The following is a 19,935-nucleotide window of genomic DNA, read 5'->3' as shown; positions in this document are numbered from 1 at the left end:
TATTTCTTATAATATCATAAAAAATTATTCTCCTGCTCTCTTATCTCCCTCATGCAAGTGTTTCTAGCATCAGATTAATGCAATTAGTTCATGGAATATTCAAAGTAAAGGAATGTTACCAAAGGATTTATTAAAGAATATCTCCATTAGGATGGGAACATATCAACTTAATTGGGAGGACCGATTCGGTCTAAATGAAGTTACCAACTAGAATCCTTGTGGGTTTTTAAACCAAGAACAGTTCTAAAATTCCCTTTACGTTGTACTAGGATTTTGGTATTTATAGAGTGTAAAGAGGCTACTTCTTATAAAGGCTGAAATCACTCCTTTAAGGCGTCTGTCAACGATAAGAGGACTATTTATCCTGAGTTCAACATGGGTCTGATATTTCTATTACGCTAAATTTACCTCATAAGGAGTTTATTGGATATGAAAAATAACTATTTTCTTCTAATTTTTATATGTTCAATGATTGGATTAATTATTAGATTCTATGCATACAGTCAATCTAGCTTAGGATTCAGTTCTTTTATTGATATCATTCCTTTAGTTATAATTGCTATTTTTGGAGCTATTGGCGTTTTTAAGAGTAAAAAAGGATGAAAAAGAGTGTAAAATAAAAAGATGTAGGCTTATTCAAGGCCGTTATGAAAGGCCATGAATAAGCAACATGGAAAATGCAATGAAAACAAGCGGCTGCCTCCGCAATTGTCACAATATAAAAATGGTAGATTGGCATATTTTTCACAGTGATTGGACTTGTCATAAGGTTCTTTCCCATGTCCCGCTAGAACAAAGCAGCGACGTGGGCGATAAAGCCTATGGAACCAACGAAAACCGCTCCTTTCTCACCTCTCATCAAGCAGCATATGCCATTCCACCCAAATCAAATACGGTCCATCCGTGGGCATGTGATTGGTGGGTGTATAAAGAGTAGTGATTATTATAGTATTTTTTTATACATTCGTAAGCAGGAAAGCCACAAATGGACTTTCCTACTTGGTTTACTTACAGTTTTTCTCCATTCGTTTCAATAACCTCTTTGTACCAGTTGAAGCTCTTCTTCTTTGAACGATTGAGCGTTCCATTTCCTTCATTATCTTTGTCAACATAAATGTAGCCGTAACGCTTTCTCATTTCACCCGTTGATGCACTGACAAGATCGATTGGTCCCCAGCTCGTATAGCCAATAATTTCAACACCGTCTTCAATTGCTTCCGACATTTCCGCCACATGCTTTCGTAAGTACTCGATACGGTAATTATCATTAATTTCTCCATCTTCTGCTGGAACATCGACAGCACCTAAACCATTTTCCACAACAAATAAAGGTTTTTGATAGCGGTCATATAATTGGTTGGCTGTAATACGAAAGCCTTTTGGATCAATAGTCCAGCCCCATTCAGACTTTTCTAAGTAAGGATTTTCAATAGAACCAAATACATTTCCAGAGGTCAGCTTGTTGATTTCTGGGTCTGTACTTGTTGTACGGCTGGCGTAATAGCTAAAGCCAATATAATCTACTGTATAATTTTTAAGAAGTGCTTCATCTTGCTCTTCCATTTCGATCTTTAGATTATTGTCCTTGAAAAATCTCTTTGCATAGCCGGGGTATTTGCCACGAGATTGGACATCAATAAAGAAGAAGGAATCACGGTCTTTTTCCATTGCGTCAAATACATCCTCTGGATCACATGAATAAGGATACGTCTGGCCAGCAGCCAGCATACAACCAATTTTGACATCAGGAATGATTTCATGTCCGGCTTTTATGGCTAATGCGCTGGCAACTAATTGGTGATGGGCCGCTTGGTACTTCACTTGCTTTTGATTTTCTCCCTCTTCAAACACAAGGCCTGCCCCAACGAACGGCAAATGCAGAAGCATATTGATTTCGTTAAAAGTCATCCAATACCTTACCTTGTCTTTGTATCTCTTGAAAAGAGTTGTCGCATATATTTCAAAGAAGGTAACGAGCTTGCGATTTCTCCAGCTGCCGTAATTCTTCACAAGGTTAACTGGCACATCAAAATGCGCAATCGTTACGACTGGTTCGATCCCATGCTTTAATAGCTCATCAAACACGTCGTCATAAAATTGCAGTCCTGCTTCGTTTGGTTCAGCATCATCTCCATTTGGGAAAATTCTTGCCCATGAAATCGATAAACGCAATGCTTTAAAGCCCATTTCAGCGAACAAGGCAATATCCTCTTTATAACGGTGGTAGAAATCAATCGCTTCATGCGATGGATAAAACTCCCCTTCAAGTGGTTCGTATGAATGCAGATTACCAAACATGATGTCAAAACGCTTTTTCCCTGTTGGCAGTAAGTCTACTGTTGTTAACCCCTTCCCATCTGCTAAATGCGCACCTTCTGCTTGGTTAGCAGCAATCGCGCCGCCCCATAAAAATCCTTTTGGAAAAGCCATCATAATCTTCCTTTCTTGTAAAACCAGGAAGAAAGAAATCGTTTCTTTCCTTTTTCCTGGAAATTTAGTTAGTTGTTTAATGTACTAGTTCAAATAATTGATCGCCTGTTTTCACTAGTTTCTGGTTAGTCAGCTTTAAGTCTTGCTCTTTATGATTCGTCACAACGATAGGGGTTGTTAACGACTTACCCGCTTTTTTAATTTGATCCATATCAAATTCAATAAGTAATTGTCCTTTTTCCACATGGTCACCTTGAGCTATATGTGCTGTGAAATATTTTCCTTCAAGCTGAACTGTATCCATTCCAATATGAATCAAAAGGTCTGCACCTGAGTCAGATGTAATGCCGATTGCATGATTCGTTGGAAATAATGCTGATACGGTTCCGGATACAGGAGCAACCAGCTTTCCTTCGAATGGTTCAATGGCTACACCATAGCCTAATGCACCAGTTGAAAACGCTGCGTCTTTTACTTGTGACAACTCCAGCACTTCTCCATTTAACGGACTTACTACTTCTTCACCTTGAAGCTTTGTTGCTGCTATTTCAACAGAAGCTGCAGTGATTCCTTCCGACAGACTGGAAGGCTGCTGCGCTTTATTAATTCCACCAAATAACATGGTTAGGACAAATGCTACGATAAAGCCAACGACGATTGAGATAAGTGCACCCCATAGATCCATTCCAAGCCCGTCAGGACTGATATATGAAGGAATACCGAAGATGCCAAGACCACCCACAATGAAACCCTTTACATTTGTAAAACCTGCAACCGCGCCGCCTATTGCTGCACCGATACAGCTGATAATAAAAGGCTTCTTTAACGGCAGCGTGATTCCGTAAATAGCCGGCTCTGTAACACCGAAGATGCCGGAGATGAAGGCTGGAATACTTAATGTTTTTAACTTTTGATTCTTTGTTTTGATCATAATGGCGAGAACCGCACCAATCTGTGCAAAGGATGCAGCAAACACTGGAGCTAAGATTGTATCATATCCCATTGTTGCCACGTTATTGATTGCAATTGGTATCAGTCCCCAGTGAAGACCGAAAATAACAATAACTTGCCATAATCCACCAAGTAGAATTCCTGCAATAACTGGACTTAGATTATAAATGAATAAAGATCCATGGCCTAATAGACTGCTTGCCCATGTTGCTAATGGACCGATCACCATAAACGTAACGGGAATAACGATCAGCAAGGTGAATAAAGGTACAACAAAAGTCTTGATTACATCTGGAATAAAGGTTCTAAGCCATTTTTCTACTTTAGCTGCAAAAAAAGTAGCAAGGATAATAGGAACAACAGATGATGAGTAAGACATTAAAATAACCGGAATACCTAAAAAGGTGATAAAAATAGGTGATGCAAACATGGTTCCTTCAAATAACGTGTAAAGCGGTTTACCAGCTGTTAATGTAGAAAGTGCCGGGTAAATTAACGCTGCCCCTATTGCCATCCCAAGAAACGGAGTGCCACCAAATTTCTTAATAGCCGTATAGCCTAAAAAGATCGGCAAGAAATAAAACAATGCATCTCCGGTGGCATTTAAAATTTGATACGTGCCGGAAGTATTCTCAATCCAGCCAAGTGCTACAAATAACGCATTAAAGCCTTTAATCATCCCTGAGGCTGCTAAGACTCCTAGAACTGGGGTAAAGATGCTTGAGATCATATCAATAAAACGGCTGAAAAGTGACCCTTTTGGACCCTCTTCTTCCTCAACGGTTGGCTGGCCTTGGAATCCACCTTCCGTCACCACTGCCTTATACACATCTGGTACTTGATTTCCAATTACGACTTGATATTGCCCTCCGCTTTTCATAACGGTTACAACCTCATCCATATTTTTAAGAACTTCTGTATTTGCCTTGCTTTCATCCTTTAATTTAAAGCGCAGACGCGTAATACAATGAACAACACTGGAAACGTTTTCTTTTCCTCCTACATTTGCAATGATATCTCTTGCTAATTGCTCGTATTTCATTTTCGCCCCTTCTTTCCTCATTTAATTTTTTCAAATAAAAAACCTGAACCGTCTAAAACACACACAAACAGCGCGTTTCAGTCAGTTCAGGTTATGCCCACTTAAGGTAACATTCCTTGAAGGAATTTATTAAGTTTTACTTGATGTGTGTAATTTATCATAAGCATTCAATTTTTGTCAACGCTTTCTTTTTAAAATATTTTACGAAATTTTAGATTTCCAAAAACCTCTTATTATATAAAAATTTTTAAAAATAGCGATTACAAAATTCTTGATTCAGTGAAAGAGGGATGTTATATTTAACGCAAACAAACACCTATTTAGGATTGTTACTGGTTATGCAGGCAAAACCTAAATCACGCAGACTATGAGGCTATGATGTCCTTATTACTGCGTGGTTTAGGTTTTTTTATTTACTTTTTATGAAAACGTAAAAGCATAGCTATTAAAAAATGGAGGGATTTCCCATGAGTAAAACAACATATCAATTTCCAGAAGGATTTTTATGGGGCGGCGCAACAGCTGCCAACCAATTAGAAGGTGCCTATCTTGAGGGTGGTAAAGGAATGAACCTGGCAGATGTAATGCCTGGTGGGAAAATTCGATTAAAAATGATCTCTACACCTGGATTCGACTTTGAGATCCACAAAGAAAAATATTCCTACCCAAACCATAATGGGATTGATTTTTATCATCGGTATAAAGAAGATATCGCTTTATTTGCTGAAATGGGTTTTAAAGCCTACCGTATGTCCATTGCCTGGTCACGTATTTTTCCTAAAGGAGATGAACTTGAGCCAAATGAAGAAGGCTTAGCATTCTATGATCGGGTATTTGATGAGTGTTTAAAGCATGGTATTGAGCCAGTTGTAACGATCTCTCACTATGAAATGCCCTTGCATTTAATTAAAGAGTATGGCGGCTGGAGAAGCCGTGAAGTCATTGCATTTTTTGAGCGTTATGCTACTACTTTATTTAATCGTTATAAAAACAAGGTAAAGTACTGGCTGACATTTAACGAAATAAATGGAGCTGTATTTCATCCGATTTTTGGACTTGGTTTTTCTCCATCTACTGAAGATGTTCGTCTGCAAGAAAGTTTCCAAGGACTACACCACCAATTTGCAGCAAGCAGTTTAGCAGTAAAAGCCTGTCACGAAATAATTCCTGGATCTCAAATTGGCTGTATGCTTATTTATACTCCCGTCTACTCGATCGATTGCAATCCATCGAACGTGTTGTACGCATTCCAGGAAGAGCAATTCTTTAATTATATTTGTGGAGACGTACAAGTTCGCGGAGAATATCCAGCATTCTCAAAGCGTTTCTTTAAAGAAAATGGCATCACGATTAACATGCAGGATAGTGATTTAGAAACAATAAAAAATTATCCAGTCGATTTTATTTCTTTCAGCTATTATATGTCACGCACAGAAAATAAGGAGAAAACAGCAGAAGAGAAAGCAACAGGAAACATCTTCTCAGGCGTGAAAAATCCATACCTAAAAGCAAGTGATTGGGGCTGGGAAATTGATCCTATTGGCCTCCGGCTCGCTTTAAACCAGTTATATGACCGTTACCGTGTGCCGTTGTTTGTCGTAGAAAATGGCCTTGGAGCACATGATAAAGTAGAAGAAGACGGAAGCATTAATGATGATTATCGAATTGATTACTTGCGTGGTCATATCGAAGCAATGGGTGAAGCAATTGAAGACGGTGTGGATCTAATAGGATACACCTCTTGGGGTTGTATTGATCTAGTAAGTGCGTCAACAGGCGAAATGTCGAAGCGTTACGGTTATATCTATGTTGACAAACATGATGATGGAACAGGCACGCTTGAGCGTAAAAAGAAGAAATCTTTCTTCTGGTACAAAAACGTGATTGCAACAAACGGGCAGGAACTATAAAAGTAGAAAAAGCAGAGACTAATAGTACTTCTGCTTTTTTACATTAACGACAGTGAGCAGGCCAAACTAGCTACCGTAAAAGAAAAATGATGCCCTAGTATACAAGGATATACGATTTATTTTCTTGCTCTAGAGATTATCAGTGAAGTACTCATTCTCACCTAAAGCTTACTCATTTTTTAGTCGAAGAACCCTTTGGTTCTTCGGCTCTTTTTTGTCTGTGTTTCTATATAAGATTTACAATTAAACCTCGGCTACCTTATATTAAAAGAGATAAATCCCTGTTTCTCACTGATTTTTTATAGGAAGATTAACCAGCAATCACGGGGCAAATTAAAGATAAAAAGAGGCATGATTGGTCAAGTAAAGATAATGGGAAAGCAATAACAGGCAAAATGAATTAGGCTAAGATGATAGGTGAATAGATATTGACAGTAAAGATTGAATATGGTAAAAAAGTAGTAACCGCTTTCAAAATAAATATAAATCAGGGTTGTTACTGATAAGCAGGCAAAACCTGAATTTGTGCTGGAAAAGCTTGTTTCCTATACACAAATTCAGGTTTTTTAATGCCTGCTAATAAGGCAAAGGTGTGGTATAAACAATGGAGATTAAAAAAGTATTCAATAATAATGTTGTACTAACCCAAAACAGCAAAGGCCAGGAAATGGTTGTCATGGGACGTGGACTTGCATTTCAAAAAAAAGCGGGTGAAACTATCGAGAGAGATAAGGTGGAAAAAACATTTGTTCTTGATAATCGCGGAATTTCCGACAAAATCGGTGAGTTGCTGCGGGAGGTGCCTGACGAGTATTTAACCATTGCAGACCGGATTATTACCATGGCAAAGGAGCGGTTTGGTGCCGGTCTTGACGATTATGCCTATGTGGCTCTTATGGATCATATCAGCTTTGCTGTCACCCGCCATAAGCAGGGCATGATTCTTCGAAACGCGCTCATGTGGGAAATTAAAAAGTACTATAAAGAAGAGTTTTCTATTGGCTTGCAAGCTCTAGATGTGATTGAAGAAGAAACAGGTATCCGCATGGAAGAAGACGAAGCAGCATCGATTGCCCTCCACCTTGTGAATAGCCGTGTATCAGGGGAAGGTCTTGATGCCGCTGTGCAAATTGTCAAAGTCGTTAACGATACGCTGAACATTGTAAAGTATCACTATAAAATGGAACTAGATGAAACCTCTATTAATTATGAACGCTTTTTAACACATCTCCGCTTTTTTGCCATCCGGCTTGTCCGCCAAGAGAAAACAGAAGTGCCGCCTGCGGATGATTTTATGTTTACGCAGGTGCAGACACGTTATCCAGAAGCGTTTACCTGCAGCGAGAAAGTTGCCTCTTATGTAGAAAAAACGTTTAACTGGTCTATATCGAAGGATGAAAAAGTATATTTAACGATCCATATCCACCGTGTTACGTCACGATGTCAGGAATTGAACCGGCAGGGTTAAACTTTGAGTGAGTAGTTCAAGTAAACAAGCTTAATCAATGACAGCATTATTTGGGTCAGCTTACCCTTATATGAATCTTGGCACTAATCTATTTACCAAAAAGAAACTGAATTAGCAGAAACAATCCTCATTGCTTTGCCCTCCGACGCACGCAACTGTCATCTCTGTTCGAAGGAGACATAAACGGTGAAGTGAACCAAAAGATATTAAGAAGAACTGAGTCCTGTATTGAACAGGGCTCAGTCCTTTTAATTTTGCTTTGATTCGTCTATGGTTGTAGTAATCTATATAGTTTTTCAACTCTAAGATAAAGTGGTCCATATTCTCAAACTCACGCCTGAAGATATAGCAGCTCAGATTTTAACAGACTAAAAAAATTCTCCATAACGGCACTGTCTCGATAGTTTCCTTACGGGACATACCCTGTGTAATCTGCTGGTTGTGTTTAAGCAAATATTGATATCAGGCCATCTTACCAGTCCTGATCAGAGTAAAGAATTGGTGAGTCTTCTTTTAGAAATGAATCTTCTTTTACACACCAGTTTCCTTAACAAATGACTGAATTATAAAACTTTAAATTGAATACCACTTTTCCTGAAATACAAATTTTATACATATTATACCACGCCTGTTGATTACCCAAAATTAGACAGACTGATTCTGTGGCAGGCGCGCTTCTGAAGAAATTCCGCGACAGCAGTTGCCACTATTTAGGGGCATTAATTAAAGGCTGTCTCATAAGGGGGTCATCCCCTTTTTGAGGCAGCCTGATTCGTCATTCCCAACAACTTCGCGCTAAATTAGTATTTAACGTGAAGTTAATTTTAGTTTTGATTCTATCCCTACTTTCTTTAGGCGTATTGCAAGTCTTTTCTTAAAATAAAATATTTGTAACAAACATTGTGGGAATTATAAAAAAAAGATAGACGGCTACCCAAAAAGTAATTTTTTGATTATGAATAATACTACCAATATCAACAAACAATAAAGTATAAATTAAAGGTGGTGGATAATATATTTGAGTTCATTGAAAAGTTAAATCAAATCCTAGAAACTATTTCATATTTGATTCCATTGATTTACTTTTTAATAAAGAAACTGATTATCTATATAAAAAAAACCACAGTGATTTCAGCTGTGGGTACAGGATAATATAAAATAAATTGATACAACCAAATACATAAAAGTCATCACTTTCGGAATGTGACCATTCCGTACCCACTTTGTCGACAATCCTCTGAAATTCAGATTTAAATAGTTATGTGTTTAAAGTATACTTCCTTCTTCCCAGTAAAAAGCATTTCCAGTCTTTCATGGAACACCTATGTTATTTGGGAAACTCAATTTAATGATTTAAATTTTGTATGTAACCAGTTCTTTTCTATGCCAAAAAGCAAAACCCACTTTTTTGATTTTATCCAATCGAATAAGTCACTAATTTCTTTATAGTCATCTTTAAAACGAATAAGAAATTCCAATGCTACTAATAGGTCATCACTTTCCACAGTTCTTTTTCTTTTTAACATATTTTTTATACGTTCAATTACAGGGTTAATGGCAGATTCATTTCCATGTTTATTAATAGCTAACATGGCATAGCCTTTAACATCGAAAGGCCTGTTTTGTAAAGCCTTTAAAAATATAGGAAGTAACGAAGTACTCCCTAATTCTTTTAATGCCCACAAAGCTGAACATTTAACAGAGCCTTTGGGATGTTCAAGTAAATTTATAAGGTGCGGAATAGCTTTATTTGTACCAATCTCAGATAATACAGAATTTGCATAGTTTAGGTCATATTCATCTATTGACTCCGAAATAATTTCAATGAGTGCTTCCTCTGCTTTAGAACTTTTACATCCCCGTAATGCCTCAATTGCAGAATGTCTGACCGAAGAACGCTCATCACTGATAAATTTAATAATAGGTGAACAATCTTTTACATTCCTTTGTTCTGCAATTCGGCTAAGTATCTCCTCTATTGAATATTTATTCGTTTCTTTTTCCAGCCTTTTTAAAAGAATATCAGCTACACGTCTATCTCCAGTGTTTGTGCCAATTTTACCTAGTATGAAGTAAACATTTTCTCTCGTTTTTCTATCTTTGGAATTCTCTAATAAATTATTTAAAAAAGAAATATTATCAACATCCGTTAATTGTTCTGCTCTTCTGAAAGCTATCCAAGATGGAGAACCTTCACTTGTATAATATCCCTCACTTTCATTGTAAATAGTGTCACTGCCTGACATTTCTTTGATTAAATCTAACAGTTCTTTTTCAACCATAAATATTACACTCCCTAATACATTCGATAAACTAATGTTCTACACTCTAGTTTCTACATTCTGACTTTTAGACTAATCAAGGGGGAAATACATCATCACTAAATAGATTAACATATACTCTAACCATTTCTATGCTTGTTGCCCCAAAAACTGGTTCTTCTTTTGTTGTTATCAGGCACAATCTTTTATCACAAAGAGGAAGGTCTATCTATACTGGATGCTTTATATTTTTGCGTGACAACTCTTACCACGGTAGGGAATGCTGAATTTGTTCCACAGACTAATATAGGAAAGATTTTCACCATAATCTACATATTCGCTGGAACAGGCCTTACTTTTAGCGTTGTTGGTCGAATCGCTGTTGGAATTTATCTCTCCAAGCAAAGGGACAACTAATTAAGACTATAGTCCACTGCATTCTAAAAACAAGAAGTTTTATTTATCACAGTATCTTCCCACTGCATTTTTGGACCCATCTTGTTATTGTTTCATTAAAAAATTTATAATATCTTTTAACTCTTCTTTTGAATAACTGTAACGATGGCAAATCCATTTTTAATACTTGTATCAATCCACTAATATAAAAATCACTTAACAATTGAATAAGAAAAAAGGATGCCGCAACAGCAACCCCTTATTCAATTCAAGCACCCGTTAGCCACCCATGCAGCGCAAAATCAGCGCTGCACCACAGAGAATGAAAATGGATCAGGCAGTCTATACTGTTTTAATGCTGGCGAAGAAGGTCTTTGAACCATGGTGCCTTTGAGCCCATCCGTTAATATGACTCCAAGGTCCACGGTGTACCACCGACTGTCGAACCCTTTAGGGGTAGCACTTATAGGAGATTAATCCTTTTTCTGGTTGTTGCGCCAGCTTTACCTGATTTCATTTTAAGTAGAAGGGTATAATCACTCCATTTATCAGCCACGTTACATTCAATCCTTCAAGACGCACAGCGTTTTTTTAAAAAACTGGTTTTTCTGGGTTTGTTTTGTCATGTCGTTTTCCCGTTTTTATTTTTATGGGAGTTCAACAAGACAGATGAACATTATATATAGGATTCAAAAAATAAAAAAGTCAACAGAGTCTGCTGTTGACTTTTTTGCTCGCATTTTTTTATTACTACATTTGTTTTGCAATTGCAGTTAGATTATCAGTAGATGCAGCCACCAGTGCTGACACCATGTGTAATTTCTCCAAACACATTCGCAAGTGAATTCAACTCTTTGTCAATGTGAATACTTCCGTTCTTGATTTGTCCCATAGACTAATAACCTTATTCGATTCCTTCCACTCCATTGGACACAACGTAATAGCTTCAGCTACCGATAGGTTGAATCTCTGGATTCCTTTGTTGGTTTTTCGTTTACAATCTATTTGCTTTTTACACCTATTTATCCTTACTCATAACTTTTAATAAATGCCTCTACTTGTAAGGAATTTGCAAAATTTAAAATCTCTGTTTTAGTATAAGGGGATGCATAAGAGTCTGTTTGAATATCATAAGTTTGGATAATAATTGTAAATGGTTTATTTTTGTATGTTGTTTCCGAAGCAGCTATAATATATTTTTTCTGTTGTGGTTCACTTGAAAATCGAGAGTCTGGTACTAAACTCCATTTTCCTTGCTTCTCAATTTTTTTATGATTCTTATGTAGGTTAATATGACCTTCGAAAATTTGAGTATAATAATAATTATTATCACCGTTTGAACTGAAATATAGTGTATGAGTGGGACCAGAGGTTAATCCTGCATTTACAATTCCATATTCATCTGAACTGTCGGTTATTTCATTTTGAAGTTCTCTTTTTTCATTTTCTGTGAATATTTTGTTTGAAATAGTATTAGAGGCACCCATATTTAAGCTTGCCATTTGATTCTTATTGCCGTTTGGAGCATTTTGATCTGAACTATCGGCATATATTTCTTGAGAAAAAATGGTTGTGGCAATGAACAGTATTGAAACTACCAATAGAGTTAATTTTTTAAAATTCATCATAATATTCCTCCTTTACCATAAAAATACCATAAAAAAATAACGGAGGTAAATTAAAAACCAATTATTTCAAGTAATTTCTTTTTTGTGAATTACTGAGTTCTCCTGCTCCGTTAGTTCTCCTGCTCCGTTAGCCATCCATGAAGCGCAAATTCGGCGCTTCACCACAGAGAATGAAAATGAGCTAGAACCGTCAATACTGATTCTACGGCTGGGAGAGGAAGGTCGCTTAACTATGGTGCGTTAGAGCCCATCCGTTAGTCTGACTCCACCGACCACGGTGCACCACTGACTGTCGCTCCCTTACGGGAAGCACACATGGTAGATTAATCCTATTCTGGTTGATGCACCAGCCTCTAATAACGATTGCCGTAGAAAGGATGTTTTCAATGGATGTAGTCATTGAAAGAGCATGCGGTATGGATGTTCATAAGGACAATATTACTGCATGTATCATGACACCAGAAGGAAAGGAGATTCAAACGTTTTCCACTAAAACTGTGTTTCTATTACAGTTGGTGGACTGGATTAAACAGCATAACTGTACTCATGTTGCAATGGAGAGTACCAGTGTTTATTGGAAACCTATTGTTAATTTATTAGAAGCTGAGGATATTGAGTTTTTAGTGGTGAATGCCCAACATATGAAAGCAGTGCCAGGACGTAAAACAGATGTGAAAGATGCAGAATGGATTGCCAAACTTCTTCGTCATGGACTCCTAAAAGCTAGTTACATTCCAGATCGAAATCAACGGGAACTACGCGAACTAGTTCGGTACCGCAGGAGAATTATTGAAGAACGTGCTAGACAACATAATCGGATTCAAAAGGTTTTAGAAGGAGCTAATATCAAACTAGGTTCTGTTGTATCTGATATTATGGGAGTTTCATCGAAGGATATGCTTCGAGCAATCGCAGATGGTGAGACTGATCCTGAAAAACTAGCAAACTTCGCTCGCCGTACAATGAAAAAGAAAAAGGAAGAACTTGAATTGGCGCTTCAGGGATATATAAATCCACATCAACGTTTGATGTTAAAAACCATTTTAACTCATATTGATTTTCTAAGTGAGCAAATTGAAATGTTGGATCAAGAGATAGCGCAAAGAGTAAGCTCATATCAGGAAGATATAGAACGGCTCGATTCCATTCCTGGTATCGCCACAAGAATGGCTGAGCAAATCTTAGCTGAAATTGGTACGGACGTTGGAAACCAATTTCCGACTGCTGCACATTTATGTTCATGGGCAGCCTTGGTCCCTGGTCACAATGAGAGCGCAGGTAAAAGGAAGTCTAGCAGATCTAAAAAGGGAAATAAGTATTTAAGATCCGCCTTAACAGAAGCAGCTCAATCAGTAAGAGGGTCAAAAAACTATCTCGGTGCACTGTATAGACGCACAGCTGGACGAAAAGGAAAGAAAAAGGCAGCAATTGTAGTCACTCATGCGATGTTGCGAATCGCATATTACCTTTTAACCCGAAAAGAAATGTATGTTGACTTAGGCGAAGATTATTTTGATAAACAACGACAAGTTTCTATTGTACGCCATTCGGTTCGAAGATTAGAAAATTTAGGTTATACTGTGACAATTACCGAAGCTTCCTAATTCAATATTTGTAGTCCATAAACACCTTGATCAGGCGCTCCTCTCTTTTTTTTAAAAATCATTGAGCTGCGTCTATTTAAGTATTGCCATTTTCCCGTTTTCACAGAAGTTAATTTTCATGGTAGTTATACAACAAAAAAGCTGCCTAAGCAGCTGAGTGATCTTCAACTAACGCACCCTTTAGTTTATTAAGAAAAAGTCCTATTTATAAATTACTTCTTAAAATCCAAAACATCTTCTTCCGCGACTCCATTTGTAATAAATCCACCTATTAATTTAACTATTTTACTGTCTTCATCAAGTTCTACCTTATATTTTTGCTCTTCGTATATTTCAATACGTGGAGTTACATCAAATATGCTAACCTCTGAAAGTTTATTGTTTTCATAGATGTATTCCTCGTAGTAAAGGTCTGCGTACTCCTTTGTGGCACATACGCTACGTTCATACTTAACAATTTTCCCATTATCGTAAGTACATTTGGACACCGCATCAATGTGACCCATATTATCAAACTCTACTCCAAGAACAATATCATCGGAGTAAATCAAGAATTCTTCATCAAAACGGCTAACTGGAGTGGTAAACTCATTTACACCTTTTACCCTTATCAATCTATTGTCTGCATCGAAACCGTATTCATAAGAATATTTCCCAAAATCGGGTTTTCTTTTAAGTAGTTTACCTCTTTTAATATTTCCTACGATTAAATCAAATACCAGACTTGGACAATAATATCCTCTGTGAAGTGTTTCTCCACCTTTTGAATACTCAAAAGTGACAATTTCCTTTTCATTTGAATTCTGTAATTGGGAAAGTTTACTCGCAAACTCATTTCTAATGCTTACTAACTCTGAGATAATATCTTTGAACGAGTTTAATTTATCTTTGTCGATTTGAATATTTGAATTTTTCATTTGTTCCATCGCTGATTGTTGCAATTCATTCAGCATACGTTCAAAGTCATGCATTTTATCACCCTTTTAACAGTTCATTAATTGCCTTTATTATTATTTATTTACTTGTTGTTTGTTGCTTATTAAAATGAACTATCCTGCCCCTTTTAAGCAGAGTTAATTGCCATCAAGGCAACTAAAATCTTATTTGTAAGGAACTATAGTTCACATAATCACTGATTATCGATACTAAAAAGGGCTCTCCACTAGAGATCCCTTTTGGCTGGTTATTCAATTAAAGCGTCCGAGAGCAAATAGCAAATTCTTAAAAGGGAAACACTATTTATTTAGGGAGGTGAGTCCAATTGATGATATTAAAGTCGTTTGTAGTTTTAAGTTTTTTAACCTCATTTCACTCTGTTGAAAACCAAAAAGTTGTTCCTGCCCCACCTAAAATCATTAGCTTTGACACTGATTACCCAAAGAATGGAATTTGGGTCCAAATACCAAAAGGTGCAAAGAAGATAAAATTTAATGTGAGAGCTGAAAATACCGAAACCGTCTTGTTTTGGATTATGCCGACTGGCACTCAAACATGGAAAGAAAGAAAACTCATCGGCTATGACATTAAAGAAGATGATAAGGATAATCAATTTTCTATAACCTGGACAATTGAGCGACCATCCCTTCTTGACCATGTACATATACAAGCATTAGGTGAAGGAATAGCGAATGATACAATCAACCTCATAAGGGAGTAGTTTTGTTTTTCCTTATTAAATTAACCTGCCCTTATAGTTTCATAACCTTCAGCAACCTCCCTTAATGAACTAGTCGAGTAGAAGGGAACCTCTCTACCTTACGGTAGATTGTGTTCCTCCCCCCTCACAGAACCGTGCTTGCGCTATTTACGCACACGGCTCCTCCAAATCATCATTCACAAAAGCTTAATTTTTGCTATCCTTAATAGTTTAGTTTACATTTATAATTTCTACCTCAGTGTGTAGTAAATGTGTCCCTAGTAAGGGTGATAACTTGGTAGCAGCCTTTCCTCCATCGCATTACCCAACTTCATTGGTACTACGCTGCTATCCGACCCCCTACAACGGCATTTGGTTTCCTTGCTTATTATCACTTGTACACCATACTCTTCTATAAGAAGAGACCGGTAGGGTCTCCCGAGTTGCCATATCATATCAATGTCTGACGTGCCAAGGTCTCTGACTCCAGAGAGGTTTTATCCTTCTTGCCTTTAACGACGGATAAAATGTAGCTTTCTGCTGTGCTTAAGGCATCAGCCCTCTCGATTTACTAACATTATGGAGCTCAATCCCTTCAACCATATGGCTTTCGGCCCGCCATCTAACTGTCTACGCTTAAAGGCTAATGTTGCCAGTAGCCCTCCAAGACTCGCTACGAGTGAATGGCTAGTTCTTTCTCGACGGGAATCCCACCCGCTATATGATACGACCTAGGCTCGGCCGCACAAGCACCCTTTAGTTTAATCTCATACTTATTTTAAAGATGTTTTAAACACATAACTCACTTTGTCATAATTCATCCTATCTTCATAAAAACGGTGTGCATCTGTACGTTGTAACCATGAGGATAGGACTTCATACTTATTTTCTTTTGCCCATTCATGAACATATGTAAGTAATTTTTCACCGTATCCTTTTGACCGTAAATTAGTGTCCATGACCAAATCACAAACCCAAACAAATCTTCCATGTTCCTATCGAGATGTAGTATGTACCCATTATACTACTGGTTACTTTTTGGTGACCAATCGGAAGTCCCGTTTCCTTTCATCCGCGAAGATGGGCTTCCGGAACGTGCTTTTATGATCCTGGAGGCTTTTCTGTTGATACGCTGCAAAGCCGGTGATTTCGTCCGATTGCCAGATCCAGCGTGTTTGTTTATCGCCTTTTTCATAGTAATAGACATTGTTGTCGATCTTATTGTTGTTAATTTGATTGGTAGGACTGCTGATCAAAAGCTGTGATTTCCCGGCCACCATGATGTTGTTCTCAATCCTGTTTTGCTTTGTGTGGTATTGTATAAGCAGTTGGCCCCCGTCTTGAAATTTGGTATCGTTTTTATACAGGATGTTCCCTGTAATCCTATTTTTCACGGTGCTTCCTCTTTTGTGATCATAGCCACCAATTGCAATGCCTGCACTTCTGTTTTCATAAATGACATTGTTCCTTATCGTGACCGAGCTTGTGGATTTTCCGCCATGTTCACTGGCCGCTTCTATGCCTATATCATTCTGATAGACACGATTGTTTTCGATGGTGATCTGTTTTCCGCCATCGACATAAATACCGCCCGCAGAATAATGATTTCCGTAGGCCGGGTTTCCGTAACTGGAAATGTGATAGATCGTATTGTTGCGGATGATTCCGTTTCTCGCCTGGTCGAACTTCTCCTCAGTGGATACACCTTCGAATCCGATGATATCAATTCCGATGTTGTCGTTTCGCCTTAGGAGGTTGTCTGTCACCTTAAAGTTCGAAACATTCCCGTTTAACACGAGCGACTCACTCCAACCCAACTTCATGTCTTCCAGTTTGTTTCCTGAAACGATAATATCCTCGATCGCGTCCGGTGCATTGGTGCCATATACCGCAATTCCATGGGCGTTCCCGTTTTTATGCTGCGTTTCGATATGGTGCACATGGTTCCGTAAAATCTTGACCCCTTTCCCGCTCCCGCTGACGGAAATGCCGATGGGCACCAGGTCTTCCTTTTTGGTTTTATACTGCTTGATTTCAAATCCCTCGACCGTGACATAGCTTTTGTCATGGATCGAAACCAAGCCCTGATGGTCCCACGACACCTGAACGAGGCTTCCATCAATGGTCGCCTTTTCCTTCGGATACGATTTCAACGTAATAGGGGCTTCTTTACGCCCGGATTTTTTGATGACCACCTGTTCACGATAAGTCCCATGTCGTACATAGACCGTGGTACCAGGTTTTGCGAGATTGACTGCTTTTTGTATGGTTTTAAGCGGTTTGTTCCTGCTTCCTGGATTTTTGTCATCGCCAACAGGAGAGACATACAGTCCGCTTTGTTCTGTTTTCTTGGCTGCCATGGCGTGAATGGCCATTCCAATCGTACATACCATCAAAAATGACAACATGGCTTTCCATTTTCTGTGCATAGTCGTCCCCCCTTGTTGTTTATGTCGGTTTAAACGGGAAGATGTTTACCATTCGGTTCTTTTCAACTAACCTCCCTCAATAAACAAACACTTATCTCTTAATTACGCAGTTTTTCACCATATTGCTATCTAACTTGTTTTACTTTACAGATTTGATTAGAGAGAAAAGAACACAATCAAGCAGTTTAGGAAGAAAATGAGCGCAAGAAACTAGCCAACCTTCAGTTAATTTCAAAAAGTTGGATAAATAGTTATGTACGCACCAATGGATATCCACATCTCTTACGGGGGTCTACCCTCCCAAGTCTCACAGAGTCTAAGCTCCTACATTCCTTCGTTCAACCTTTCCATAAGGTGGATGTCGGTCATGCTGCCCCACAGGATCTAAGTCCTTACGTTAGTTTCGTTGCCGACTAATCCCATGCTGATTTTGTCCGTTCATCTTTTTAAATTTATTTGTTAATAGTTAGTTTTATAGTGATTAAGCTGCTATTGGTTCTTGGATAAATGCATGCATATGGGGGATGTCCTTCAACATCTTCTCCTCTTTAAACACAAACTGCTTCTTCCCAATAGAGAAGAGTATACGGATGAGCTTATTACACAAAGCAATTAAAGACTGCATCTTTTTCAACGGATTATCAGGTCTTGTTGTGTAATAATGATGCAGGGCTTTAAAGGCTTTATTCTTAGCTACTAGAATCATAGATGCCCGAAACAGTAGTGCCCTTAATTTCTTTCGACCACGTTTCGTAATCCTGGTTCTCCCTTTATGCTTTCCAGATGTATTTTCTTTTAAGCTGAGTCCTGCCAGTTTGGTTATCTGACGAGGATGATTGTATTCACTCAAATCGCCTACTTCAGCGAAGAAACCCGCCACTGTATCGCGTCCAATTCCTGTTATCTCTAACATTTGATCAACGCCTGGAATATCTTGAAGCAGTGTATCCAGAGTTTGGTCAAGCTCTTCGAACTTGGCTTGAATGAGTTCATACTTTTGAATTAACGTTCTTAATTCCATTTTAGCCATCATGGCGCCCTGACGAATGCCAATCGAGCGATTGGCGGCTTCTTTTAAAGCTTGAATCTTCTTAATCCCTATACTACGTTTCACTGCTTGCCTTAGATAATCCAGTAATTCTTCATCTGTATATTCACCTATTTCGTAAGGTAAAGCATCGAGTTTTAATAAATGAAGAGCTGCCTTCCCTTCCCAACTTTTAAAAACGGTAAAGAACTCTGGAAAATATCGATCAAGCCAGTTGTGTACCTGTCCCTGCACAATTTGTAAGTCCACATTTAATAGATCGCGTAATTTCTTAGCCACACGCAGTTCCGCGAAAACCCCTTGTGGTATGGTTGGTTCAGCGTATCTACCATCTTTGACTAGTTGTGCAATGACTTTTGAGTCTTTTACATCGTTTTTAGTTGGAGAGTTATCGTCTAGCTCCTTACTGTGCTTGACGTGTAAAGGATTGACCGTTACGAACTTAATCTGTTCCTCCTTTAGAATATGAGCTAAATTAAGCCAATAATGGCCTGTAGGCTCCATCCCAGTAATGTCAGACTCCATTTCGCATGACTCTTTTATTTGATTAATCCAATCAATAAATGTCTTAAATCCTTCTTGGGTATTATCAAAAAAGCAAGTAGTACCTAGCTCTATTCCACGATAATCCTGCGCTCTAGCTACATGATGATGTTTGGCAATATCAATACCTATTACTAAGGTTTTAGGTGTGATTTGAGCTATTTTATGATTTTGGTTATAATTCATAGTGAGACCTCCGAGTAGATATTTTGTCCCTTTTAGCTGGCCAGCTCAGGACACATTTATCTTATCAAGAGGTCTTTTTTCTTTCAAATCGTATTTTCACTTATTACAGGAATGCTGCTCCTTTAGTTGAAGAATCATTGATAATTTAAAGGGGTAAAACCCAATTTATGTTAATATTTATATAAAACTCTTTGGGGGATTTTTATATGTCACCAATATTTTTTGTCTTAATATTAATCTTGGTTGGTATTATCCTTATTAAACGCTATAACAAGTTACCACACTCATTAATTACTTTTATATTTGTTTTTGTGATGATGTGCATTATATATGGAATACCATATATATTTATGCTGATTTAAAGAGGAAATTTGGTTAAATTAGCGGTTTATTAATTTCCATC

General features: G+C 37.8%; 13 protein-coding genes and 2 pseudogenes. 6 read left to right on the top strand and 9 right to left on the bottom strand.

What is annotated here, in order from left to right; all coding sequences use genetic code 11:
- Positions 1-429 precede the first annotated feature (429 nt).
- The gene (locus tag ACN6MY_RS12790; protein WP_419880540.1) at positions 430-603 is read left to right on the top strand and encodes a hypothetical protein; all 174 of its coding nucleotides are present in this window, start codon (positions 430-432) and stop codon (positions 601-603) included.
- A 405-nt stretch (positions 604-1,008) separates the two neighbouring features.
- Here the strand turns inward: ACN6MY_RS12790 and ACN6MY_RS12785 are convergent, their stop codons facing one another.
- Together ACN6MY_RS12785 and ACN6MY_RS12780 are read right to left on the bottom strand one after the other, a co-directional pair.
- The gene (locus ACN6MY_RS12785) at positions 1,009-2,430 is read right to left on the bottom strand and encodes a 6-phospho-beta-glucosidase (RefSeq protein ID WP_419884160.1); all 1,422 of its coding nucleotides are present in this window, start codon (positions 2,428-2,430) and stop codon (positions 1,009-1,011) included.
- A gap of 76 nt (positions 2,431-2,506) precedes the next feature.
- Positions 2,507-4,423 carry a beta-glucoside-specific PTS transporter subunit IIABC gene (locus tag ACN6MY_RS12780; protein WP_419880539.1) on the bottom strand — a complete coding sequence of 639 codons (1,917 nt, stop codon included), beginning with the start codon at positions 4,421-4,423 and terminating at the stop codon, positions 2,507-2,509.
- Between the two features lie 467 nt (positions 4,424-4,890).
- On the opposite strand from ACN6MY_RS12780, the gene ACN6MY_RS12775 reads away from it, so the two are divergent.
- Complete coding sequence (locus ACN6MY_RS12775; RefSeq protein WP_419880538.1) at positions 4,891-6,333, top strand: glycoside hydrolase family 1 protein; 1,443 nt, start codon at positions 4,891-4,893, stop codon at positions 6,331-6,333.
- A gap of 604 nt (positions 6,334-6,937) precedes the next feature.
- The gene (gene licT / locus ACN6MY_RS12770; protein ID WP_419880537.1) at positions 6,938-7,801 is read left to right on the top strand and encodes a BglG family transcription antiterminator LicT; all 864 of its coding nucleotides are present in this window, start codon (positions 6,938-6,940) and stop codon (positions 7,799-7,801) included.
- 213 nt (positions 7,802-8,014) lie between these two features.
- Here licT and ACN6MY_RS12765 read toward each other — a convergent pair.
- A pseudogene (locus ACN6MY_RS12765) lies at positions 8,015-8,263 on the bottom strand (IS3 family transposase); the annotation flags it as partial.
- An 878-nt stretch (positions 8,264-9,141) separates the two neighbouring features.
- Positions 9,142-10,083: a HEAT repeat domain-containing protein gene (locus ACN6MY_RS12760; RefSeq protein ID WP_419880536.1), complete on the bottom strand. Its 942-nt coding sequence runs from the start codon at positions 10,081-10,083 to the stop codon at positions 9,142-9,144.
- A 135-nt stretch (positions 10,084-10,218) separates the two neighbouring features.
- Between ACN6MY_RS12760 and ACN6MY_RS12755 the strand changes: the two genes are divergently transcribed.
- The gene (locus ACN6MY_RS12755) at positions 10,219-10,479 is read left to right on the top strand and encodes a potassium channel family protein (protein WP_419880535.1); all 261 of its coding nucleotides are present in this window, start codon (positions 10,219-10,221) and stop codon (positions 10,477-10,479) included.
- Positions 10,480-11,486: 1,007 nt separating this feature from the next.
- On the opposite strand, the gene ACN6MY_RS12750 is transcribed toward ACN6MY_RS12755, so the two are convergent.
- Positions 11,487-12,086 (bottom strand): hypothetical protein, encoded by a 600-nt coding sequence (locus ACN6MY_RS12750; RefSeq protein WP_419880534.1) that lies wholly within the window; start codon positions 12,084-12,086, stop codon positions 11,487-11,489.
- A 386-nt stretch (positions 12,087-12,472) separates the two neighbouring features.
- Between ACN6MY_RS12750 and ACN6MY_RS12745 the strand changes: the two genes are divergently transcribed.
- Positions 12,473-13,690 (top strand): IS110 family transposase, encoded by a 1,218-nt coding sequence (locus ACN6MY_RS12745; RefSeq protein WP_419880533.1) that lies wholly within the window; start codon positions 12,473-12,475, stop codon positions 13,688-13,690.
- Between the two features lie 212 nt (positions 13,691-13,902).
- Here the strand turns inward: ACN6MY_RS12745 and ACN6MY_RS12740 are convergent, their stop codons facing one another.
- Positions 13,903-14,661: a hypothetical protein gene (locus ACN6MY_RS12740; RefSeq protein ID WP_419880532.1), complete on the bottom strand. Its 759-nt coding sequence runs from the start codon at positions 14,659-14,661 to the stop codon at positions 13,903-13,905.
- A 290-nt stretch (positions 14,662-14,951) separates the two neighbouring features.
- On the opposite strand from ACN6MY_RS12740, the gene ACN6MY_RS12735 reads away from it, so the two are divergent.
- A complete protein-coding gene (locus ACN6MY_RS12735) occupies positions 14,952-15,347 on the top strand; it encodes a hypothetical protein (protein WP_419880531.1) in 396 nt (131 codons plus the stop codon).
- Between the two features lie 752 nt (positions 15,348-16,099).
- On the opposite strand, the pseudogene ACN6MY_RS12730 reads toward ACN6MY_RS12735, so the two are convergent.
- The 3 genes and pseudogenes from ACN6MY_RS12730 to ACN6MY_RS12720 form a co-directional block, all read right to left on the bottom strand.
- Positions 16,100-16,318, bottom strand: a pseudogene (locus ACN6MY_RS12730) (GNAT family N-acetyltransferase); the annotation flags it as partial.
- A gap of 39 nt (positions 16,319-16,357) precedes the next feature.
- Entirely contained in the window at positions 16,358-17,755 is a 1,398-nt protein-coding gene (locus tag ACN6MY_RS12725; protein ID WP_419880530.1) for a right-handed parallel beta-helix repeat-containing protein, read from the bottom strand.
- 481 nt (positions 17,756-18,236) lie between these two features.
- Entirely contained in the window at positions 18,237-19,532 is a 1,296-nt protein-coding gene (locus ACN6MY_RS12720; RefSeq protein WP_419880529.1) for an IS110 family transposase, read from the bottom strand.
- Between the last annotated feature and the right edge of the window lie 403 nt (positions 19,533-19,935).

Origin of the sequence: Peribacillus sp. B-H-3, from assembly GCF_048572925.1 — a bacterium.
Classification (GTDB): domain Bacteria; phylum Bacillota; class Bacilli; order Bacillales; family DSM-1321; genus Peribacillus.
Note: the sequence above shows the minus strand (reverse complement) of the source record. Positions and strands in the feature narration are given on the sequence as shown.